The sequence below is a fragment of the Phocaeicola paurosaccharolyticus JCM 15092 genome (assembly GCF_000613805.1).
GTDB lineage: Bacteria > Bacteroidota > Bacteroidia > Bacteroidales > Bacteroidaceae > Phocaeicola > Phocaeicola paurosaccharolyticus.
Window position 1 is genome coordinate 53,279 of the sequence record NZ_BAJR01000005.1, and the last position, 24,457, is coordinate 77,735.

At 39.9% G+C, this 24,457-nt stretch carries 13 protein-coding genes and 6 pseudogenes; 4 read left to right on the forward strand and 15 right to left on the reverse strand.

Annotated elements, in window-relative coordinates; translation table 11 throughout:
* Window positions 1–6 precede the first annotated feature (6 nt).
* From brxC to JCM15092_RS04030, 4 genes are read right to left on the reverse strand one after another with little or no spacing between them, the layout of a single operon-like run.
* Window positions 7–3,639, reverse strand: coding sequence for a BREX system P-loop protein BrxC (gene brxC, locus JCM15092_RS04015; RefSeq protein ID WP_024993540.1), 3,633 nt, complete (start codon window positions 3,637–3,639; stop codon window positions 7–9).
* Between the two features lie 12 nt (window positions 3,640–3,651).
* Window positions 3,652–4,260: a BREX protein BrxB domain-containing protein gene (locus tag JCM15092_RS04020; RefSeq protein ID WP_235782265.1), complete on the reverse strand. Its 609-nt coding sequence runs from the start codon at window positions 4,258–4,260 to the stop codon at window positions 3,652–3,654.
* On the reverse strand, window positions 4,257–4,889 hold the full coding sequence (locus JCM15092_RS04025) for a BrxA family protein (RefSeq protein ID WP_024993542.1): 633 nt from the start codon (window positions 4,887–4,889) through the stop codon (window positions 4,257–4,259). The genes JCM15092_RS04020 and JCM15092_RS04025 overlap by 4 nt, the downstream gene beginning before the upstream one ends.
* A gap of 11 nt (window positions 4,890–4,900) precedes the next feature.
* The gene (locus JCM15092_RS04030) at window positions 4,901–5,143 is read right to left on the reverse strand and encodes a helix-turn-helix domain-containing protein (RefSeq protein ID WP_024993543.1); all 243 of its coding nucleotides are present in this window, start codon (window positions 5,141–5,143) and stop codon (window positions 4,901–4,903) included.
* 350 nt (window positions 5,144–5,493) lie between these two features.
* Here JCM15092_RS04030 and JCM15092_RS17330 point away from each other — a divergent pair, with 350 nt between their 5' ends.
* On the forward strand, window positions 5,494–5,661 hold the full coding sequence (locus JCM15092_RS17330; RefSeq protein WP_204367506.1) for a ParA family protein: 168 nt from the start codon (window positions 5,494–5,496) through the stop codon (window positions 5,659–5,661).
* 301 nt (window positions 5,662–5,962) lie between these two features.
* On the opposite strand, the pseudogene JCM15092_RS04040 reads toward JCM15092_RS17330, so the two are convergent.
* From JCM15092_RS04040 to JCM15092_RS14845, 9 genes and pseudogenes are all read right to left on the reverse strand, one after another.
* A pseudogene (locus JCM15092_RS04040) lies at window positions 5,963–6,388 on the reverse strand (IS66 family transposase); the annotation flags it as partial.
* 25 nt (window positions 6,389–6,413) lie between these two features.
* Window positions 6,414–6,758: an IS66 family insertion sequence element accessory protein TnpA gene (gene tnpA / locus JCM15092_RS04045; RefSeq protein WP_024993546.1), complete on the reverse strand. Its 345-nt coding sequence runs from the start codon at window positions 6,756–6,758 to the stop codon at window positions 6,414–6,416.
* A 67-nt stretch (window positions 6,759–6,825) separates the two neighbouring features.
* A pseudogene (locus tag JCM15092_RS04050) lies at window positions 6,826–7,089 on the reverse strand (cell filamentation protein Fic); the annotation flags it as partial.
* Window positions 7,090–7,258: 169 nt separating this feature from the next.
* Window positions 7,259–8,530: an NADH:ubiquinone reductase (Na(+)-transporting) subunit F gene (gene nqrF, locus JCM15092_RS04055; protein ID WP_024993548.1), complete on the reverse strand. Its 1,272-nt coding sequence runs from the start codon at window positions 8,528–8,530 to the stop codon at window positions 7,259–7,261.
* 12 nt (window positions 8,531–8,542) lie between these two features.
* Window positions 8,543–9,139 carry an NADH:ubiquinone reductase (Na(+)-transporting) subunit E gene (nqrE, locus tag JCM15092_RS04060; protein WP_024993549.1) on the reverse strand — a complete coding sequence of 199 codons (597 nt, stop codon included), beginning with the start codon at window positions 9,137–9,139 and terminating at the stop codon, window positions 8,543–8,545.
* 21 nt (window positions 9,140–9,160) lie between these two features.
* Window positions 9,161–9,799, reverse strand: coding sequence for an NADH:ubiquinone reductase (Na(+)-transporting) subunit D (locus tag JCM15092_RS04065; protein ID WP_024993550.1), 639 nt, complete (start codon window positions 9,797–9,799; stop codon window positions 9,161–9,163).
* A gap of 18 nt (window positions 9,800–9,817) precedes the next feature.
* Window positions 9,818–10,494: pseudogene (locus JCM15092_RS14840) on the reverse strand (Na(+)-translocating NADH-quinone reductase subunit C).
* Between the two features lie 14 nt (window positions 10,495–10,508).
* On the reverse strand, window positions 10,509–11,714 hold the full coding sequence (locus JCM15092_RS04075; protein WP_024993551.1) for an NADH:ubiquinone reductase (Na(+)-transporting) subunit B: 1,206 nt from the start codon (window positions 11,712–11,714) through the stop codon (window positions 10,509–10,511).
* A gap of 19 nt (window positions 11,715–11,733) precedes the next feature.
* Window positions 11,734–13,082, reverse strand: a pseudogene (locus JCM15092_RS14845) (Na(+)-translocating NADH-quinone reductase subunit A).
* Window positions 13,083–13,485: 403 nt separating this feature from the next.
* Here JCM15092_RS14845 and JCM15092_RS17800 point away from each other — a divergent pair.
* The 3 genes and pseudogenes from JCM15092_RS17800 (at window position 13,486) to JCM15092_RS04095 (ending at window position 19,873) form a co-directional block, all read left to right on the forward strand.
* A pseudogene (locus JCM15092_RS17800) lies at window positions 13,486–17,927 on the forward strand (translocation/assembly module TamB domain-containing protein).
* Between the two features lie 6 nt (window positions 17,928–17,933).
* The gene (locus JCM15092_RS04090) at window positions 17,934–18,968 is read left to right on the forward strand and encodes an agmatine deiminase family protein (RefSeq protein WP_024993552.1); all 1,035 of its coding nucleotides are present in this window, start codon (window positions 17,934–17,936) and stop codon (window positions 18,966–18,968) included.
* Between the two features lie 14 nt (window positions 18,969–18,982).
* Window positions 18,983–19,873, forward strand: a complete 891-nt coding sequence (locus tag JCM15092_RS04095) for a carbon-nitrogen hydrolase (protein WP_034541543.1) — start codon at window positions 18,983–18,985, stop codon at window positions 19,871–19,873.
* Between the two features lie 296 nt (window positions 19,874–20,169).
* On the opposite strand, the gene aspS is transcribed toward JCM15092_RS04095, so the two are convergent.
* Both aspS and JCM15092_RS14855 read right to left on the reverse strand, forming a co-directional pair.
* The gene (gene aspS / locus JCM15092_RS04100) at window positions 20,170–21,930 is read right to left on the reverse strand and encodes an aspartate--tRNA ligase (RefSeq protein WP_024993554.1); all 1,761 of its coding nucleotides are present in this window, start codon (window positions 21,928–21,930) and stop codon (window positions 20,170–20,172) included.
* A gap of 566 nt (window positions 21,931–22,496) precedes the next feature.
* Window positions 22,497–24,447: pseudogene (locus JCM15092_RS14855) on the reverse strand (alpha-glucuronidase).
* Window positions 24,448–24,457: the final 10 nt, after the last annotated feature.

The window sequence follows — 24,457 nt, forward strand, 5'->3', positions numbered from 1 at the left end:
CCGTTGTTATGAAACAATAATATCGTTGCCGCCACCGATGTACTGCATCAGTTGTTCTTTCAATCGCTGCAGATATAAGTCAATGTCTTCCTCCGAATGTATGGGATGGGTAGTGTGCGTATTCAAATGCACAATTCTGCGGGTACGTGGGGTGACAGTCGGTTCTTTCACAACGCCATTTCCTTCTGGTGCAGGAGGATAAGGTCTGGAAACCGGCGGCTTTGGAACAGCTTCGTTGATAAGCTTCATCTGCTCTTCATAAAAACCTGCTACATTCGCATTGGCTTGCAGTGCATAAAAATTGTTGCTATTGGTCTTTTGCAGGATAGTCGTATCTCGTGTGGCAAACTTATCCCTGTCGACTTTTATACCGGCAGCATATTCTTCCAACTCATCAAAAACTTTGTTGTAACCGGTCTTGATAGTTTCTATAAGGGATGATTTGCACTCGTTCAAACGTCCATTCAGATTAGTCATTATCTTCTTGTAAGAAGGCATGTGCTCCCAAGGTTCCATATCTTCATTCATGGCTTTCAGACAAACGAGCACTTCTTTCTGATCTTCCGGTAGGAAGGCAAAATTATCACGGTTTTCATCAAGGAATTTCTTTACCTTCTTGAACATATCAAACTGGTCGTCAACAAATAAATTGATGCTCTTGCATTTATCAAACAGAGCAGATGCGCTCTCCTTGGCATCCGTAATGGTTACAAAGAAGTCTTTCGGATCGCGGATAGTCGTCCATTTCTCCATCAGTGTAATGGCTTCTTCTATTACGCTTGCAAACGGACAACCGTTTACTGTCTTGAAAAGTTCACGGTAATGAACAAGCAAACGGCTGAGTGCACTATCTTTGGTCTCCTTACAATTGCGGTACAACTCAGTAGAGTCATTGCTACCCTTGATGGATACGACATTGAAAATATGCTTCCATGCTTCGATGAATGCATTCAACACATCCTGTGAAATAGCTTTGGCCGGCTCAATAGTGAATCTGCTGGCATCCCTGACAATATTTCGAGCTACATCTTCACGGTTAACATTTGGATTATTGTTGTAGTTGTAGGCATATAAATGACGCCGTACCAGTTCATTCACCACATAAATACTGCAACAGTCTGCCCATCCATAAGGCACCTTGGCGAACTGACGTACAATATCTGACACCGTCACATCATGAGGCGATCGATCGAGGAAGTCTTTCACTTTCTTCTCTGCGTTAGTGAGAGGAATGTCAAGTAAAGTCGGTTCGATGGGACGAAGTATTTTTGAAGCCAATTCGTTTTGTGTCTTGGGATATTCCTGCTCATTCACCAATCCTGCAGAACGATAAAGATTTTGCAGATGATAGGTAATTGCCACTTTGTAGCGTTCCTTGTTCTTCGAATTTCCCAATACGGATTGTGGAAGAATGTCTTGTCCGGAGATAACAGGACAGTTGTCGAGTAAATCTCTGAACTTAGGCTTAATATCCTTCTGATACATATCCTTGGCACGTTCTTGGAATAGTCGTTTGGTACGCTGGCGTTCTTCACTGATTGCCGGTTCCTGTGCAAAACATTGCACACGACAAAAGTCCAAAAAGTTCTGGCGAAGTTCCTGATTGCCTTTGAACAGAGAATATAGGAAGAATACCAGGTGGTTGGATTGATTTGTAAATGCGAACTGATCCGGAGAATCAGTACTTGCCGTTGTCAGAAAGTCAACCACCACATCCGGATTATTCGAAAGAATATTCTTACCATCTACATTTCCACCGACATTAAAAGAACGAGTTGCATACGTCTCCTTATTGGTCGATGGCGTAAAGCCAAAGTGTTCGTAGATAATCTTGTATAACTCTTCTGCATAGGTGTTACTGTCTACCGTTTGATTTTTGATAATCTGAGCTACTTGTGATTCTTCTTCAGTATAGAATTCATAGATTTCGGTATCATTGTCTGTTCTATTCTTGCGGATAACAGCTTTATCCATCAAGAAAGCCAGCACCTGAGATACATCTTCCTTGATGACAGCTTTGTTGGCATCCATCTTTGTCATCAGGAGCGTCACGATGTTGTCAATCGTAGCTGAGAATCCTTGCTTGTCCACATCAGAAAGGTTGCATACCATAAAAAGAACATTGACTACTCTGCGATAGAAAGATTGCTTTTCTTCATCTTTGATAAGTTTCAAGGCTTCACGTGCATTTGCTATAGCACGCTGACCAAGATGCTGCATGGAGCCTTGGAACATGGCACCAAAGAACTGGTCGAATGGAATGAATTCGTCCACCTCACATTCTGCGGTTTTCTGGGCTATCGAGAATGTAATGTTCAGTAAGGAACGTTCGTTGCCCTTCACTTGTTTGTCTACATAGTTCATGTTGACGAAAGAATCAAGCACTCTCATAATCAATTGAAATTGATAGGGTACGAATGGATAGAAGGCTGCAAAGTCTTCTTTGTTCTTATAGGATTGATAGGTACTGGGAAGAATGAATTGGGCATCGAGCATGGCTTTATTTTTATTAAACAAGTCTTCCAATTGAATTTCCACTTCTCCTTTTTTGTCTAATATACGCTTTTGTGTAATGTATTCCGGACTTGTTCCTTGTAAGGAAGCACGAACTTCAAAACGCCCCAAAATCTTACCCACTTCATCTTCAGGATTGGTATCGCTACCGCCCACATTCTTGACAACATCTTCCAAAGTCTGCTGGGCGGTACATGAAATCCATACTTGGGATTCACAGACTTCATCTAATCGTTTCACGAGTGACTGGAGCTGCAGCAACAAGTCGCGATGCTCCCCAATGAACTGACTTACTTCATCGACGAAGAACATGATGCGAAAATTGCGATTATTCTTATTATCGAGATATTCTTTCATTTCGGCAGCGAATGCTTCTACGGATACATTCACATCGTTTTTAAGGATTCTCTCCCGAATGACATCGATAGCCAAAGCCGGATCCACTTCCTTGGCCATCTGCAAAGCCAAATCCAAACGACCGGCGGCAAAGCGTGATATGTTGCGCTCCCAATCATACCCTTTACTCTTGACATACTCCTTGAATTCTTCAAATTTGCCGTCATCGTCCAATGCTTTTTCCAAATATTGGGCCATGGACAGGTTAAACGAGTTATATCCACGTCGGGCGTTAAACTGGTTCCAGAAGATAGTGGTAAAAGTGTTGGCATGATCCACATTGGCATCATGCACATCACCTATATTGAACATAACCATTTCCACATCGGCCTTGTTCACATACCATTTTTGAAGTGATTTGAGTTCGGAAAGAGAGACATTCGCCTGTTCTAGAACGGAAGTGTCTTTGTCACCAAGCAATAATTCCTGAGTGGCCTCTATCAGTCGGATAAAAGCCATGTCGCCATATTTGTTTGACAAGCAATAGCTTGCATATTTCAAGAAATGTGATTTACCGGAACCATAGTAACCGTTAATCCAAATGCCTACATGACTGCCTTGATTTACTTTGATGTTTACAAGTATATTGTACAGGTTGACTATAATCTCCTGAGTAAATACATATTCTACAATTTCAGTTAGAATTGTATCTTCACTGAGATCAGATGCAGAAACCGCAGGGTTGACCTTTCTGTCAAGACCTCTTTCATACAAATCTTTAAATTTCATATAGCTTGGGATTTATTGGTTTACTAATAAGGTTGCACGATATGTATGCGCATCTTCAAGCGTATCGAATAAGGAAAAAGAATTTCCTTCCTGATGCCCGGGATAGAAAAGGATAATTTTGTATCGCGACGTGTCATTGTATTTTTCATAACGTGTAAGGAATACATTGGTACGGAGATACGGAAACATTTTACCTACGCCATGAATAAAGATATACGGTTTGTTCAATCCATCGTTGATTTTCAGGTGTTCATCAATCCTGTCGTGGACATAATGAATGAAGTTGTCTGAATTTGCTTCTGTTGACAATTCTTGAGTTACCATATCCGGTTGGGTCTTATCATCTTCCAATGTTAAATCAAATAACGAATCAGGTCCAAATCTTTCGGTTTTCAGATAATCACAAAAGGCTTGAAACAAATCAAGTAGCATGGCATTGATAAAACTACTCGGGCGTTCCAAATTCTGTTTAAACACAACTATTTGACGTTGCATCTCATATTCTTTTGCGGCAGAATATTGGTATATGTAGTAATTATAAAATATATTTCCACTTTTCACATCTTTAAATTCCGGACTATTGAGATAGTCGTAAAGTTCCTGCAAAGTCATATTCTTCATGCTAACTTCGTTTTAATATCATTCACTTCGTAAGGATAAAGCAAGCAGGCTTCCAAAAACCATTCCTCACCGCTACGAATGTAATACTCATAATCGGATACGTCAAGATGGATGGCATGCAGCTCATCCGTCTTTTCCTGCAACAGTCCGGACTGACGAAGAATCGTCAAATACTGACTGGCACATCTGTCTTTTGTATTGTCCGTCCAGCCATCCACAAATTCATCTCTCAAAGAAATCTCACTGAATTCCATCATGATGTCATTCTTCCTAAGCGTTCTATCCACCGAATTCCAATGCTTGACGGTGACATTGAAATGAAAATCAAAGACCAGTTTATAGGCTTTTAATATAGAATAAAGCAAATATGCCCTCTGAGTCTTTTCATTCTTGTCAATGAAAGCAATCCAAAATGAAGCAGGCACAGAATTATACCGTCGTTTAAACTCATTGAGAAATGTTTGTCTTGCCTTTTCCGAGTTCACCTGCAAGATACGGTTATTTTTCTTTTCATCTCTTAGTAGTTCATCAGAGTTTGGGGACATCAATAAAGGAAGAATGCGCAAAAACTCATTGAAGAGAAATGCACATCCGGTTATTGTTGCTGTATATGGACTGTTTTGTTTCATGTATTTTGTTTCTATAAAAATTTAATTAGCTTTACATCTTCACCTGCTCGTGAAGAATTAAGCAAATCTTTCACGTCTACTTCCAATACTTTTGAGATTTGAAGTAACGTTTCCAATCCTGGCTGGGCAGTGTTTGTACACCACTTTGAAACAGTCGCAGGGTCTTTGCCTAACTGTTCTGCCAACCATTTATTAGTGCGCTTTTTCTCAGCCAGCACTACTTTCAATCTATTGATGTCTTTTGTCGCTTCCATTGAAAAATACTGTTATAAATCTGTTTATACTTACCAAAGTAATAATAATTCCAGACAGATCATCATATTTCCCGATAAATTTACTAAATAAATTGCGTATAGCGTCAATTTAATGGTAATATATCCTTGTTTTTGCGTAAATAAGATAAAAATAGAGAATAAGGCAATAAAGAATTTGACCATTATATAGTTTATTCATTGAATTTTTGTACCTTTGCATTAATAGTTGATCACTTTAGGTGCATGATGACTGGTACATCGTCAACGTTTACTTGTTCTGGGGCCCGACCCCTCTCATAATCGGCCTATCAAAAAGGAGTTTGTTTAAACTTTACAACGAGTGAACGTATATGCAAGACAACATCATTATTACTTTTGCCAATCAAAAAGGCGGTGTAGGCAAGACAACGCTGTGTACGCTATTTGCCAATTATTTGGTAGCCCACCGGAAGAAGGTTCTTGTTATTGACTGTGACGTCCAGAAGACGATCAGTTTCAGGCGCAAGGCAGACCTTTAGAAATACAAGGATGTAACTATTCCTTATAACATTCAGCCTTTCAATATTGCCAATGCCACGAATGTACAAAACCTGATGACAAACCTTCGGAAGATGCAGGGAGTCATTCTCATTGATGCTCCCGGTAATCTTACCCAGCAAGGACTTATTCCCATCTTCGCCAATTCGGACTACATTATCTGTCCTTTTCAGTATGAGGTAACTTCCATCGTATGCCATCAGCAAACTGCGTCTTGTACTTATAGATTGTAAATTATAATGGATGTCCTATATGTAGTGGTTTTCGTGGAAGTAATGGATTTCAAATAACTCCATTTGCTTTCAATCTATCAGGAAGTAAATCAGCTAAGTCTCTAGAATAATCCTTGTCATAATCATGCACATGATCTAAAAAATATATCATCCATTTTCTAAAGTCTACATTTGCACCTTTGCAACATCCCATAAAACTGTATATAATGGCTGTACTTTCAGCAGTGTCATCATTTTGGCAAAACAAATTCTTCCTGCCTAAAGCTACCGGTATGGCTGCATTTTCTATGCCATTGTTGTCTATAAAGTATCTGCCATCAAGATGGTAACGTGATAATTTATCAAAACGTTTATATGTGTATAGAATTGCTTTTTCTATAGGACTGCCCTTGAGAACTTTTGGATGTTCTGCAACAAGCCACTTTTCAAATCTTACCATAATAGGATATGCCAATCGACTTCTTAGTTTAGCAGCGTCCTGGTATGAATGATTCTGGTCTTTAATCTAGCGTAAGTAATTTCATTATAGCATCCATGTCCCTAACATTGTCAATTTCCAAGACAACACCATTAGGATAAGTCAGTTTCACATTGTGTATCTGTGGATGGCGTGTTTCCTGTGACCTGGAAGTTTCTAATAAGTTCCTCGCACATTCATGACTTATAGGAAGAAATTTATTTGAAGGATTAGGGGAAGGGACGGTACGTTTCTTTATTATGTTTATCCAATAGTAAAAACTATTTTCTTTTAAACCTTGTCCCTTGCAGAACTCCCTTACACTCACTCCTGATGACTTATATTGATCATAAAGGATCTTGAAATAATCTAATATCCAGTATACCATATCTTTTTTTGTATGTAAAGATAGATAGCTATGTTACAGATAGAAGACGCAGTTTACCGATGGGATACTCTGCATCAAGCGAATCAGTATTGTATTCCTTACCATCCGCAGCTAGAAACTTCAGTTGGTTAGTGACACTAACCAACTGAAGTTTCTCTTTTTTGAGTTTCGTTTTAAGGTATTTCCAATAATTACGCTTTTTCTGATAGTCATCTTGAGAATTGATAGCTCCAATGATATCCAATACAGAGAACCACCATTTGGAACGCTCATCATCCCAAACAGCACGAACTTCATGATCATTGTAGAATCTGATTGATACCTTGCTCATAGTATTTAAATTCGATATTTTGTAACTTTAGTCACTTATACAAATATGCTCAAAGTTATTCCCAGATGATAATTTTAACAAAGGAAAAAGGAGTCGTAATCGCTATTATAAGCGTATTACTACTCCTTTTATAGTTTATAGTACTAATTTGTACCTTACATTCGATTAACTAGCCAAAGTTGTCGAACATGATAGAACTTGGATCAACTCCAAGACTGTCAAGCATATCTTGAGCAGCTTTAGACATAGGACCAGGACCACACATGTAGTACTCTATATCTTCAGGAGCTTCATGATTTTTCAGGTATGTTTCATAGATAACGCTGTGAACGAATCCCGGAGTATACTTAACACCTGCTGCATCTGCTGCTGGATCAGGACGGTCAAGAGCAAGATGGAAGTGGAAGTTAGGAAACTCCTTCTCAATATCTAAGAAATCCTGTAGATAGAATACCTCGTTCAATGCACGAGCACCATAGAAGTAGTGCATTTCACGATCAGTAGTATGCAATGTCTTAGTCATATGCATAATCTGAGCACGAAGAGGAGCCATACCGGCACCACCACCAATCCACATCATCTCTTTCTTAGAGTCGAATATTGGGTGGAACTCTCCGTAAGGGCCACTCATTGTAACTTTATCACCTGGTTTAAGAGTAAATATATACGAAGATGCTATACCTGGCATTACATCCTGAAATCCAGGGCCTTGTTCTCTTGGCTTGAATGGTGGAGTTGCAATACGTACTGTAAGCATAATTCTATCTCCTTCAGCTGGGTAGTTAGCCATAGAGTAAGCACGGATAGTCTCTTCTGTATTCTTACATTTCAATCCGAATAAACCGAAGTTTTTCCAAGCAGGCAGATAAGCATCACCAATAAGGCTCTTGTCGATATCCTTATCGTAATCCATATCGTATGTAGGGATCTTGATCTGTGCATACGAACCAGGGATGAAATCCATGTGCTCACCTTCAGGAAGAGCAACAATAAATTCCTTGATGAAAGTTGCAACGTTCTTGTTGCTGATAACCTCACACTCCCACTCTTTAACGCCAAGAACAGAATCAGCAACTTTGATGCTCATGTCACTCTTAACCTTAACCTGGCAACCTAGTCTCCAGTGGTCCTGCTGTTGTTTACGTGAGAAATGTCCCTTTTCAGATGGAAGTATGTCACCGCCACCTTCAACAACCTGACATTTACACTGTCCGCAAGAACCTTTACCACCACAAGCTGATGATAGATATACTCCATTTACTGAAAGAGTATTCAAAAGAGTAGAGCCCTGTTCTACATCTATAGTCTTGTCACTGTTTATTGTCAACTTCACATTTCCACTTGGAGTAAGGAATCTCTTACTTACAAGCAGCATTATTACAAGCAAGAGTATAATTCCAAGGAATACTCCAATGCTAGCTAAAATTAAATTTGTATCCATTGTTTTTTCCTTTTATATTTTAAGACCAGAGAAGCACATAAATGCCATAGCCATAAGACCTACTGTAATAAATGTGATGCCAAGTCCTCTCAATGGAGCTGGTACATCCGAATAAGCTAATTTCTCACGGATAGCTGCAAGACCTACTATGGCAAGCAACCAACCAATACCTGAACCAAGAGCGTATGTTGTAGCTTCACCAACATCTAAGAAATGACGTTGTTGCATAAACAATGATGCACCCATAATAGCACAGTTTACAGCTATGAGTGGCAAGAATATACCTAGAGATGCATAAAGTGTAGGACTGAATTTTTCAACCGCCATCTCAACAAGCTGAGTGATAGCTGCGATAACGGCAATGAAAAGGATAAAGCTCAGGAAGCTCAAGTCAACACCCTCAACGATAGCATTAGCTTTTAATACATAATTTTCAAGAAGGTAGTTCACTGGAAGAGTTACAACTAATACAAATGTAACCGCAATACCAAGTCCTAACGCTGTCTTGACATTTTTCGATACTGCCAGGTAAGAACACATTCCCAGAAAGTATGCGAAAATCATATTGTCCACAAAGATGGACTTTACAAACAAACTTAAATATTCCATATTCTTTTCGTTTTACTGGGATTAATTATTACTCTCCTGAAGTTCTTTATGCTTAGCACGCTGATACCAGATGATGCAAGCAAGAATGATAAGTGCCAAAGGTGGCATAAGCATCATACCGTTGTTGATATAACCAAGATCATAAAGAGATTGTGGTATTACCTGGAAACCAAATAGTGTTCCGGCACCAAACAACTCACGTATAAATGCTACAATTACCAGAATCTTAGCATAACCTATACCATTACCGATACCATCAAGGAATGATTCCCAAGGGCCATTCATCATTGCAAAAGCTTCAAGACGACCCATAAGAATACAGTTTGTAATAATCAAACCTATATAGACAGAAAGCTGTACACTTACATCGTAAGCAAATGCTTTCAATATTTCACTTACTATAGTAACCAGTGTAGCAACGACAACCAACTGAACGATGATACGTATACGGTTAGGTATTGTCTTACGCAACAAAGAGATTACGAAATTCGAAAAACCTGTAATGATAGCTACAGACAACCCCATTACTACTGCAGGTTTAAGCTGAGAAGTTACTGCTAGTGCAGAACAGATACCAAGTACCTGAACTGTTACCGGGTTATTCATTCCAAGTGGAGTTAAAAGAACTTCTCTATTCTTTTTAGAAAATAATTCGCTCATATTCTATTGTTCCTCCTCTTATTGTTTAACATTTAAAAAATTGGTATACATCTTAAGACAATCCTTTATCATGCATTAACACCATTTGAAGTAATTGTACCACCTGAGATACCATCTACCTGATGCGCCGCATCTGTCACCTTACCAAATTTTGCTACGCCAAGAGCAATATTACCATCACCCATGACTTTCTTATCGGTAAACTGGTTCTGGAACTTAGTTGTTGAGATTTCAGCTCCAAGTCCCGGAGTCTCACCCTGATGAGAGAAGTATACACCATAAACTGTATCCTTATCATCATTAAGTGCTACATAACCCCAGATAGGGCCCCAAAGTCCTGCTCCATATACAGGGATAACATATTTGGTAGCACCGTCTACATCACATACAAATACGTGAAGACGGTTATTTGCTAATTCGGATTTATAAGAGGTCTGGAAAGATCCTTCGTTCTTAGCCAATGTTCCATCAGGCTGAACCAACATATCTTCCTTAACATGTTTCTTGTAATCTGCTTCTGCATTCTGAACCTCTTTAAGATTAAGAGCAGAAAGAATCTGCTTCTTTGTATCCAGTTCAATATTCTTGTACTGAACATCTTTCAAAGATGATGATACAAAAGCAAGAAGGAATGCAACGATAACAACCATTACCGAAGCATAAATTATAGTATATACATTACTATTAGTATTCATGATGTTTCGATTTATTAGTTGTTGATTAAGTTAGCTCTCTTCATACGTGCTGTGATATTCTTCTGAACCACAATATAGTCGATAAGTGGAGCAAAAATATTCATGAGAAGAATTGAAAGCATCATACCCTCAGGAAAACCAGGGTTAAGCACGCGGATAATGATTGCCATTGCACCGATAATGAATCCGTAAATATATTTACCTGTTTCAGTACGTGCTGAAGTAACAGGGTCGGTAGCCATGAATACTGCACCGAAACAGAAACCTCCAAGTGCTAGATGTTCAAACCAAGGAAGTTGAGACATCACATTTGCCTCAGATCCGAATAGGTTGAATGTGATTGCCATTACGATACCACCTGCAAATACAGAGAACATTGTTCTCCAACTTGCAATACCACTCCAAAGAAGTATTATTGCTCCTATAGCGATTGCAATAACACTGGTCTCACCTATTGAACCGGGTATGAAACCTAAAATCATATCCGAAAGTGATGCCTGAGTACCGTCAACATTGATAAGTTCAAGTGCACCTGTTGATGTAGCAGCCTGTCCAAGCATTGTTGCACCTGTGTAACCATCAACTAGCTGACCGCCACCGATACCGAGAATACTCTGTGTGCTTACCCAAACAGCATCACCCGACATCTTAGTAGGATATGCGAAGAAGAGGAATGCACGGGCGATAAGTGCAGGGTTGAATACATTCATACCTGTTCCACCAAATACCTCTTTTGCAAAGATTACTGAGAATGCAACAGCAATGGCAAGAATCCATATTGGACACTCAACAGGAACTATCATAGGGATAAGAAGACCTGTAACAAGGTAACCTTCCTGAATCTCCTCCTTTTTCCATTGAGCTACTACAAACTCAATACCAAGACCTACTACATATGAAACAATGATTTTTGGCAATACTGCGAGGAAACCATAGATGAATTTCTCAAAGAATCCTGCTTCCTGTCCTACTGCTAGGAAATGCTGGTAGCCTACGTTGTACATACCGAACAGAAGTGCCGGCATCAACGCAATAACTACCATCGTCATGATACGCTTACTGTCTATCGCATCATGGATATGAACTCCTGATTTCGATGTTGTATTTGGAGTGAATAGGAATGTCTCGAATCCATCAAATACAGATCGGAATGCGTGGAGTTTGCCACCCTCTTCGAAGTTTGGCTTTATCTTGTTGAGATAATTTCTTAACGCTTTCATTAATTATATTAGTTTTTTATTAGCACATTTCTTTGCGAAGCATGTCAAGACCCTGACGTACTATACGCTGTAATTCCAACTTAGAAGAGTCGACAAACTCACAAAGAGCAAAATCTTCTGGAGCTACCTCGTAGATTCCAAGTGCTTCCATCTTGTCGATATCACCGGCAATGATTGCCTTGATAAGATATTCAGGGAAGATATCCATAGGGAACATCTTGTCGTATTCACCCGACATAATCATATGTCTCTCACCACCTTTAACACGAGCATCGATAGTATACTCCTTCTTAGGAAAGAGCCAGCTGAAGTAGCTATGGTTTAAACTGAACTGATTGCAGCGTGGCATAACAAAACCAAGGAATTCACTGATGTTGTCACCCTCAGGGATTACTGTAAGTGATGTTGTATGTGCACCAAGATATCCATTAGGTTTGATCTGCCTACCTGTAAGTACATTGCCGTCAATGTAACGAAGAGATTTTGATTCATCAACATTAGCAGCAAACACATCAGTCAGCATAGCTCCAACTTTAAGCTTGCAGTATGCAGCCTTCTTCACTTCAGAACCTGTAAGTGCTATTGTACGTGATAAATCAATTCTACCTGTATTAAATAGACGACCGATGAATATAACTTCTTCAGCACCAAGTGTCCAAACGACCTCACCCTTATTGATAGGCTGATGCGGTTAATCTGTACGCCGACATTACCTGCAGGGTTAGGACCTTGGAAAGCAGTTATTGTAACATTCTTGGCATCTGTAAGTGCCTTACTCTTTTGGCAAACGCAAATATTTAGATATGTCTTTGCTATCTTAGATAGTGCATCAAGACCGGTCTGGAAATCAGATTCCTGTCCTTGAAGAACATATTCAAAATCTGGAGCAAGAGGATTTTTGTCGAAAGCGGAGATAAAGATACCTTTAGGAGTAGAATTAGGATCAGCAATCACGCTGTAAGGACGTTGTACGAAGAAAGCGAACAAACCAGCCTCCAAAAGGGCCGACTTAACATCTTCTCCACTCATTGTCGATACATCTTTTTTGCCAAATTCCTGATAATCCTGTTCGGTTGCCGCTGCCACAGAGATACACATTACTTTTCTTCTCTCTCCACGCTCAACACTTGTAACAACACCACTAACGGGAGAAACGAATTTAATTTCGGGGTTATTCTTATCAACAAAGAGTGGTCCCCCGGCCATAACATATTCCTGTTCTTTTACCACCACTTTAGGAGTAACTCCATAAAAATCATCTGGAATCAATGCATAGATTTCCGGCTGATTTACTTTGATAATTTCCTGTGATGGTTTACCTTTCAGGTTGATGTCTAGGCCTTTACGTAATTTAATTACATTTGCCATATTTGGTTATATAAATGATTTTTAAATTTAGTCGCAAAATTAGATAAAAAATATATAAAAAAAGAATTTTAATATCACATTATGGAAAAATTTCTTCAATTAATCCATAAGTGATTATCAACCTTATAATAATTAAACATAAAAGTCGCTGAATCAGACAAAAACATATCATTATTCTACTTAAAAAGTTTATCTTTTTTCCTCGTAATCATACTATGCCAAGGCAACCTATTATCGTCTTCTCTCCATCATCCATAATAGTACCACAACCCTCTTATTATTGCTTTCGTTATGCTACTATTCCCCTTCGAATTGATAAGATAACATAAAAAGGAGTAAAAATTGATGAATTGTTTTGGGCAACATTGCACTATATTACTACTTTTGTTAACCAAAACAAAAAATGGCTTTAAAATTCTCTTATAAGAATCTGTTTAGGATATTTGTAGTCTCAATACTGGGAACCTATATACTTTTGATTGCTCTTTTGAATATCCCGTTTGTTCAAAAGAGATTGTCTGGTTTTATAGCCGACGAACTCAGTAATAAGCTGAAAACAGAGGTAAAAATAGGGAATGTAGATATCGGACTACTTAACAGAATTATAATACACGATCTTCATGTAAAGGATCAAAAAAAAGGTAACCTTCTTGATGTATCCGACCTCTCTGCTAAATTCAAAATTATGCCTCTTTTTGAGGGCAAGATTGTTATCAGCAGCGTGCAGATATTCAATTTCTATCTCAACGTCAACCGAAAAGATAACAACTCCCCTACAAATCTTCAGTTTATCATCGATGCTTTATCAAGCAAAGACAAGAAAGCAAAGAGTTCAAAAATAGATTTACGAATAAACTCCCTTCTTATACAGAATGGAAACTTCAAATACGATGTTATATCATTGCCAAAGACAGAGGGAAGGTTCAATACATCACATATCGATGTAAGCAATCTCTCTGGAATAATTTCTCTTAAAGCATTAAGAAATGACTCTCTCAATGCCAGAGTCAGACGCCTGCAGTTCAAAGAGAAGTCAGGCATAGACCTGCAACGTTTCTCATTCAGAGTAATAGGCAACAAGAAGAAGCTTAGCATAAGCAACATAGACATAAAGTTACCTTCATCATCATTAAGACTTAACAACATTGTCTTCACCTACAATGAATTGAAAAATCTCCCTCGCTTCTCGGATGATGTGCGCTTCAGCGGAAATTTCATTGCTCAGATCAGTCCTAATGACCTCTCCTCCTTCGTCCCTGTAATGAGTAACTATAGAGATGATATCAATATCAGCATTCGTATATCGGGAAACAATGATAAGGTTGTATGCTCACGCTTTAATATGACCGATAAGTTAGGTATGGAGATAAACGGCGAGGCATATATTGACGGGCTTAAGAGCAAGAATCCGGAGGTCTCACTTACTCTGTTCAACTCAAACCTCACTAATAGCAATATTAATAATATTGTAAACAGTTTCAGAATATCCCTTCCTGCTCCTATTACCGAGAGAAAGTTCATTAATTTCAAGGGAGAAATAAGCGGTGTACTCAGCAACCTTGCACTGAATGGTATTCTACAGTCCGATCTTGGTATAGTGAATACCAAAATTGTGATGAACAGAAACGATAATGGTATACGTTCATACTCAGGAAACGTAGATTGCAAGGAGTTCTCACTCTCCACACTGCTTAACAACACCGACTTTGGTAATGTTGACTTCAATGTTGAGTTGAAAGGTTTCAACTATAGAAACAAATTCCCTGAGTCGTACATAGCAGGCAATGTAAACTCATTTGAATACAAAGGTTACAAATACTCAAATATTTCTGTCGACGGCAACTTCAAAAAGGGTGGCTTCAATGGAAAGTTCAATATGGATGATAAGAACTGTAATATAAATGTAGACGGCGGATTCAGCTTAGAGAATAAGACCCCTGTCTTCAATATAATAGCAAAAGTAAAAAACTTCTCTCCAAACAGACTCAACCTGACTGATAAGTATGCTGACTCAGATTTCTCATTCAATGTCAATGCTAATTTCGTTGGGAAGACTATTGACGATATCGATGGAACAATCTCTGTAGATAGTCTTACACTGAATGCTCCAAAGGATGGTTCATACTTTGTCGATAACATATCTGTAAATGCAAACCATAATGGAAAAGCTAAAGAGATAACATTGTCCTCATCATTTATGAATGGTATCATTTCCGGAGAGTTCAACTACAACTCACTCCCTCATAGCATCATATCTGCTCTGAACAGATATATACCTTCACTGGTAGCAAATAAGAAGGCTGAGCAGTCACACAACAACTTCGATTTCAACTTCAACATTGAGAATGGTGAATTCTTCTCGAAGATGCTCTTCTTGCCTATCGAACTCAATAAGCCTGCCCGCATAAAGGGATTCCTTAATGATGATGAAAACAAGTTCAGAGTAGAGGCATCGATGCCGCAGTTCAAATACAACAACTCCCAATACGACTCGGGCGTACTACGCTGCGAGAATACTGGGAATGAGATATTGTGTAATATCTATGGCTCAACACTGCTCAACAGTGGTGTAATGGTCAACCTCTCAGTAAACTCCTCTTTGAAGGATGATAAGTTGAAGACCACACTCAACTGGGGAAACAACTCTGCAAATACCTATGGAGGTAAGTTCACCACAGTAACCGCCTTCTCAAAGTCAACAAAAAGCAATAATATCAATGCTGATATAGATATCCTCCCTACAGAGGTGATAATAAACGACTCTATATGGAACTTACGGCCATCATCTATCTCAATAACAGATGGTGATGTCGATATAAACAATTTCGTCTTCGAACATCGTAATCAGCATATCATAGTCAACGGACAGCTGACAAAGAATGATAATGACTCATGCGATATAGATTTGAAGGATATCGACCTACACTACCTTCTTAATATAGTTAAGTTCGATGATGTGAAATTCGGCGGTATGATAACTGGTAATGTAATCTTGAAAAATATAATGAAGAGTCCCGACATGTACGCACTCCTCGACGTTAAGGATTTCTCTTTGAATGATGCTGTTCTTGGTAGAGCAGATATAAAAGGAGTATGGGATAAGGAGAAAGGTGATATCCGACTTAATGCCGATATCAAAGATAATGAAAAGCATACCGTAGTCACAGGTTTTGTCTCTCCAAAACGAGCAGATCTTGACCTAAAGATAAAAGCCGACGGTACCAACATAGCTCTACTATCACCATTTGTCAAAGGTATCTTCAGTGATATTCGTGGTGGTGTATATGGTGATGTACGACTATTTGGCGACTTCAAGCATCTCGACTTCGAGGGTGATGCCAAGGCAAACCTTGAGGCAAGAGTGGATGTGCTCAACACCTACTTCCGTATAGTAAACGACTCTGTACATATCCGACCGGGAGAGTTTGCATTCAACAATGTACATATACAGGACAGAGATGGAAACGACGGATATGTCACAGGTGCCCTGCGTCATACAAAACTAAAGAACCTTACCTACCGCTTCAACATCAATGGTAACAACTTGCTTATGTACAACACAGCACAGAGCAGCTCATTACCATTCTTCGGAAAGGTGTATGGAACTGGAAATGTAGTTATCGACGGCGGCAACAATGCCATGAACATAGATGCATCAATAAGGACATCCCGCAATACCACATTTACATATCTTACTTCTATGCCAAACGAGGCGACAAACACACAATTTATCACTTTCGTCGACAAGACTCCTAAGAGAATTCAGGATGTTGTTGAGACAAACCTCTATCACCCTCTCAACAAGAAGAAACAGAAAGAGGAAGATGGACCTCCTATGGATCTCCATATCAACATGGCAATTGAGGCTACTCCTGATGCAACAATGAGGATTATCATGGACCTATTTCAGGCGATAACATCTCAGCTACAGGTAATGGAAATCTGCAGGTGAACTACTATAATAAAGGAGATTTCAGAATATTCGGCAACTACATCATCGATAAAGGTATGTATAAACTGAGTATGCAGGAGATTATACGCAAGGATTTTACTCTGAAACAGGGTGGTACAGTGACATTCAGCGGAGATCCCTATCAGGGTAATCTCGATGTACAGGCTTCATATACGGTGAACTCAGCATCACTTAGCGACCTTGGCGTAGGTGTATCCACCTCACAAGGAGGACAGAGCACAGTTAAAGTCAACTGCCTCATGAACCTCAACGGCAGCATCTCAAACCCGACAATAAAATTTGATCTCGAGTTGCCTAATGTCAGCGAAGAGGATAAAGAGATTGTGCGCAGCGCCACACGTACCGAGGAGCAGATGAATACCCAGATTATATATCTACTTGGTATTGGTAAGTTCTACACATACGACTATGCCAACAATGCCAACACCCAGTCATCGAATGCGACTAGCTCACTCGCCTTCAGCACCCTGTCGGGACAGCTCAACAACATGCTCTCACAATGGATGGACAACAAAAACTGGAATATCGGAGCAAACCTCTCCACAGGTGAGAAGGGATGGACAGATGTAGAGGCAGAAGCAATACTCTCGGGAAGTCTTCTTAACAACCGACTACTGCTGAACGGAAACTTCGGATATAAGGATAATGCCTTGGCAAATACCAACTTCGTAGGAGACTTTGAGGCTATATGGCTTCTTACAAAAAATGGAGACTGGCGTTTGAGAGGGTACAACCAGACAAATGATAGATATTACTTGAAATCAACTCTTACCACTCAAGGTATCGGCATTATGTACAGAAAGGACTTTACTAAATGGAATGACCTTTTCAAATGGGCTTTGTGGTGGAAGAAATCTGATAAGAAAAAATAGATGACTATGAATAGACCCTTTTTACCTGCTGAATGGGAAGAACAGGCCTTCATTCAGCTTACTTGGCCACATAAAGAGACTGACTGGAATTATATGCTCGATGAAGTTGAGGAGTGCTATATAAATATTGCACGTGAGATACTCAGCAGAGAGAGATTGATAGTCGTCACTCCTGAACCGGAACATGTGGAACAGGTACTGGCTAAAGCCGGCATCTGCTTAGACAACCTCACCCTTGTAAAGATTGAGACCAACGATACGTGGGCACGCGACCATGCTTTCATAACCACCATCGACGAAGATGGCAATGCAATGCTTAATGACTTCTGTTTCAACGGATGGGGAATGAAGTTTGCAGCCAACCTAGATAATCAGATAAACAAGAAGCTTATGAAAGAGGATCTGTTGCAAGGGAAATATGTCAGCCGACTCAATTTCGTTCTCGAAGGCGGTTCTATAGAGAGTGATAGTGATGGCACCCTCCTCACCACAGCTGAATGTCTTCTCTCCGACAACCGCAACGATACCTTGTCGCGTGAGGAGATAGAGAAATATCTCAAGTCTACATTCCATGTTGAGAAGGTATTATGGATTGAGAATGGTTTTCTCGAGGGTGATGACACAGATAGTCACATTGACACACTTGCCAGACTCTGTCCAGACAACACTATAGTTTATGTGAAGTGTAACGATAAAGATGATATCCATTATTCAGCCCTCAAGGCTATGGAAGATGAACTTTTTCAGTTCACAAACTGCAGAGGTGAGCACTACAGACTGCTCCCTCTCCCATTTCCTGATGCTGTTTATGATGAAAATGATGAGAGACTTCCTGCTACTTATGCAAACTTCCTTATTATGAATGGAGCCGTTCTCTGCCCTGTATACAACCAGGAGGAGAATGACAAAGAGGCTTTGAAGGTTCTTAAGAGTGCCTTTCCTGACCATGAGATTATAGGAATAGATTGCAGTCCTCTAATACGTCAGCATGGTTCATTGCACTGCATCACCATGCAATATCCAAAATGTGTTCAAAAATAAATCTATATTTAGTTATGGAAAGAAAAGTGATAAAAGTCGGCATCGTTCAGCAGTCATGTTCTGCTGACTTCAAAGGTAACATAGAGAAGCTGAAAAACAATATAAAGGATGTTGCTCAGAAAGGAGCTCAGCTTGTTGTACTTCAAGAGTTACACAACTCTCTCTATTTCTGTCAGGTTGAAGATACCAATATGTTCGATCTTGCAGAGAGCATACCCGGACCATCGACAGACTTTTACGGAACACTGGCAAAAGAGTATGGAATAGTGCTCGTTACGTCTCTCTTCGAGAGACGTGCACCGGGTCTCTACCACAACACAGCCGTTGTCTTCGAGAAAGATGGCACCATAGCCGGCAAATACCGTAAGATGCATATCCCTGATGATCCTGCATATTACGAGAAGTTCTACTTCACCCCTGGCGATATAGGTTTCGAACCTATTGAGACATCTATTGGTAAACTTGGTGTTCAGGTCTGCTGGGATCAGTGGTATCCTGAAGGAGCACGCCTTATGGCACTCAAAGGTGCTGAGATACTTATATATCCTACAGCCATAGGCTGGGAAAGCAGCGACACCGATGATGAGAAAGCTCGTCAGTGCGATGCATGGACAACAGTACAGAGAGGTCACGCCGTGGCCAACGGACTTCCAGTTATCTCTGTAAACCGTGTGGGACATGAAGATGACCCATCCGGTCAGACTAATGGAATACAGTTCTGGGGAAACAGTTTCATAGCGGGACCTCAAGGTGAGATATTAGCAAAAGCATCCAATTCTAAAGAGGAGAATATTGTCATAGAACTCGATATGCAGAGAAGCGAGAATGTTCGCCGATGGTGGCCATTCTTAAGAGACAGAAGAATAGAAAAGTTCGATGATCTGGCAAAACGATTTATCGATTAAGCCACATAGTCACATATAGTGATGATGTAATAAAGCTTAAGCACCGGAATTGTGATGGAACTATAAATTATTGATTGTCTGATAAGACTTAATAGCTGAAATTTAAAACTTAAATTCCTCAAATTTTGATGGAGCTATAAGGCTGAAACCCCGCATAGTTATAGTGCAATAAAATAGTAATGTGTAAGTAAGCTTAAGTCCTTCAAATTGTACTTTCGCAATTAAACAATTTATTATAAAATAAGATAGCCCTGTAATATTAACTATTACAGGGCTATTCTTTATATCTATTAAAATTACTGCTCTTTGATATCCACTATCAGGTTAAGTTCGTCAAGCTGTTTCTGCTCTATTGCTGCAGGTGCATCAAGCATCACATCACGACCGCTGTTATTTTTAGGAAATGCTATACAGTCACGTATGCTATCCAATCCAGCAAATAGAGATACCCAACGGTCAAGACCGTAAGCAAGACCACCATGAGGAGGAGCACCATATTTAAATGCATTCATCAAGAAGCCGAACTGCTCCTCAGCCTTCTCTGCTGTGAATCCCAATATCTCGAACATCTTAGCCTGAAGTTTTGGATCATGAATACGTATAGAACCACCTCCTACTTCTACACCATTGACAACCATATCGTAAGCATCTGCTCTTACGGCTGCAGGATCAGTATCAAGAAGAGCTATATCCTCATCTTTTGGATGAGTGAATGGGTGGTGCATAGCCATAAGTCTGCCTTCCTCCTCGCTCCATTCGAACATAGGGAAGTCTACAACCCATAGGCAAGAGAACTTATTCTTGTCACGAAGACCAAGTTGACGTCCCATCTCAAGACGAAGTTCACAAAGCTGTTTACGACACTTCATAGTGTCATCACCGCTGAGGATTAGGATAAGGTCACCCGGTTTAGCACCAAATGCCTCTTTCATCTTCTGGAGAACCTCCTGTGTATAGAACTTATCTACGCTTGATTTCACATTACCGTCAGCTTCTACTCTTGCATATACCATGCCCTGAGCACCAATCTGTGGCCTCTTAACGAAATCTGTAAGCTGATCCAACTGCTTACGTGTATATGTTGCGGCACCATCTGCACAGATACCACCGATATATTTAGCATTGTCGAATACTGAGAATCCATGACCCTTCATGATATCCATCAGTTCAACGAACTTCATTCCGAATCTTGTATCTGGCTTGTCGCTACCGTAATATTTCATTGCATCCGACCAAGACATTCTCTGGAAAGGCTCATTAAGTTCCACACCTCTCAACTCTTTGAACAGATGTTTAGCCATACCTTCGAAAGTCTCGATTATATCCTCCTGCTCTACAAAACTCATCTCGCAGTCTATCTGAGTAAACTCTGGCTGACGGTCAGCACGAAGGTCCTCATCACGGAAACATTTTACTATCTGAAAATAACGGTCGAAACCTGATACCATAAGAAGTTGTTTCAATGTCTGTGGAGATTGTGGAAGAGCATAGAACTGTCCCGGATTCATTCTTGATGGAACAACAAAGTCGCGTGCACCCTCAGGTGTTGAACCGATAAGCATAGGAGTCTCAACCTCTAGGAATCCTTTTTGGTCTAGGTAACGGCGAACCTCCATAGTCATTCTATGACGTAGTTCAAGATTCTTTCTAACGCACTCGCGACGAAGATCCAGATAACGGTACTTCATTCTCAAGTCATCACCGCCGTCACTGTTCTCCTCTATTGTAAAAGGAGGAGTAAGAGCGCTGTTCAACAGATTGAGGTCAGAAACTATTATCTCTATATCACCTGTTGGGATATTCTTATTTTTGTTGGAACGTTCGCTAACCTCACCTACAACTTGAATCACAAATTCACGTCCAAGTTTGTTGGCACGCTCGCATAATTCCTTATTAATTTCTTCATTGAAAACGAGCTGCGTGATGCCATAGCGATCTCTCAAATCGACAAATGTCATACCACCCATTTTTCTAGAACGTTGAACCCAGCCGGCAAGAGTTACTTTTTTGCCTGCATCACTAAGTCTTAATTCACCGCAAGTATGATTTCTAAACATATATTTTTTGTATTATAATCAATTGATTGGCAAATTTAGTATATGTTTTTCACTTATCCAAAGCAGTGAATCTTTAATATAAGTTGCCGGGAGCACATAATTATTCTTTAATAATATTCTATCGGGAGTTTATTAAATAAAAGGTCCCGAAGATTACTATCTTCAGGACCTACTTCTCTCTTCATGTGTGTGTCTTGCTCGAAATTTTCAAGCTAAACTTATATAATATTTATTACTACTCTCTCTGAGCCGGCTCTATAAATCCCTTTTTTCATGTCATTAATCTTTAATAATTCATATAATAGAAGCATCACAAAATGCTTTGCAAATCTATGATAACATGCACCTCCCTCTTTAGTGAAAAAGTTGATTGTGATACATAATGTAATTCATAATTGTAGTAAGTATATAATAAATATTCCAAATTTCAAATATTTAAGGTTGCTTTTCTTGGTGTTTATGGAAAAACTCGGATATTTCATATTACTTCTCAAAAAAATCTGCCATAACCACATTGTCTTTACGGCAACATGACTATGGCAGAATATCTAAACTAAATATATCTCTTACCTACAGAACATATCCTTCGGAACTTCGTAATTCGAGATCTTCAACTGAAACTCCTTCATCTGTTTCAGGTCATGGACAGGTCTTTCCATCTGCTCAGGTATCTCCATATTCGAGAAAGTCTGGAAATAGAGAAGACAAGCATCTCTCCACCACACAGCATCTCTCGACTGAATCTTAAATCTCCTCTGGATATCTTCAAATTGATCTTTGTCTACATATCCCTTCATCTTATCCCATACACCCTGGAAGGTGCGAACCTGATTGACGCCTGTGTTGTATTTATCACATAGATTATACCACATTGTCTTTCCATTCTTCATAGTGTAATCCCAAGGCACATGATGGAACCACAGAATATACTCCTCTGGACAACTCTTTATATTTTCGTAAAGAGTGTTGTAAGGAGCAGGATATTGTGCAGTAGCATAGCTACCTGTTGCTGTTCTGTCGAAGCCGAGACCTTTAGCATCTGCCTGTGATAGTATGAAGGCAACCAGTCTGCTCTGGCTCCAGGTATCTCACACCATGGCTGAGGTCCGTAGTGGTGTCCCCAAGCAAAGATATGATGAAGACCAAGAGGCATCATATAGTTTACCACTGCCTCCCTGCTCTCAAGAAGCACATTAGTCATTGGTTCAACAAATCCTTTATCTTTTGTGAAAGTCTGTGATAGCCACTCCTTGGCAATAGTCTCGCTTGAGAGTGATGTATCCCATGACAGACGGCCGAAAGCGTACCAGTTCGATTGTGCCAGATCATTACCGCACCAGTTATCATCGTCACCTATGTTAGCAACGCCTGCTGCAGCAGTGAGAGACTGAGGTTTCACATGACTGTAGAACTCCTTCCACATAGGAGCAAGAAATGCAAGATGATTAGAGAAGCCTAGATACTCCTGTGTAATCTGGAACTCAACCATCGACTTGCTCTTGTGCAGTGAAGTGAAGAGCGGGCTGAATGGTTCACGTGGTTGGAAATCTATAGGTCCGTTCTTTATCTGAATTATCACATTATCTCTGAACTGTCCGTCAAGAGGCTGGAACTCTAGATAAGCCTGTTTAGCACGGTCATTATCTGTAGGGTTATAGACAAAAGCTCTCCACATCACGATACCTTTATAAGGTTTCAGTGCGTCGGCAAGCATGTTAGCACCGTCAGCATGAGTCCTGTTGAAGTCGCATGGACCAGGCTGACCTTCCGAGTTAGCCTTTACAAGGAATCCTCCGAAATCAGGAATGATTGAATAGATCTCCTTAACCTTGCTTCTCCACCACTTTATAACATCCTTATCAAGAGGGTCGCTGTCTTCAGTCCCGCTAGCTGCATAGGTGATGCAAAGTTTATCGACAGATAGACCTTTATTCCATAAGGACGGAAGATATCTGCCAGCACTTTCACCTTGTTAAGGTACTCATCCGATAGAATCAGATGTGATGCATTAACATTGTTTATCACCGTACCATTTATACCAATTGAGGCATTTGCTCTGGCATAAGCCTGGTATCTGTCCGAAACCTTATCGGGAAGTTCCTCCCATTTCCATAGTGATTTGCCTGCATAGCCTCTCTCTATGGTACCATTCAGATTATCCCAATGATTCAGTATTCTGAACTGATATGATGGATTACTTACCTTATCTTTAATTATGCCATCACTCTGCTGCATTCTCAACAGTTCATACACTCCATAAAGAGCACCTGCATCTGTTGTAGCCAGAATCTGTACAAAACCTCTTTTGTCGGCAATCTTAAAGCCATCCTTTTCAAGACCGTTCTTCTTGCTGACATCAATCTTTACCGGTTTGCCATTCCAACAGCCATTTATCTCCTGCATAGCAACAGAGATGACAGGTGATTTCACATTACATGCAACCTCACCCTTATTGCCGTTAAAAACAGGAAGCCAGAGTCGGCTTACTTTGCCGACACTGACTTCTGTTACAAACATTAATAAAATA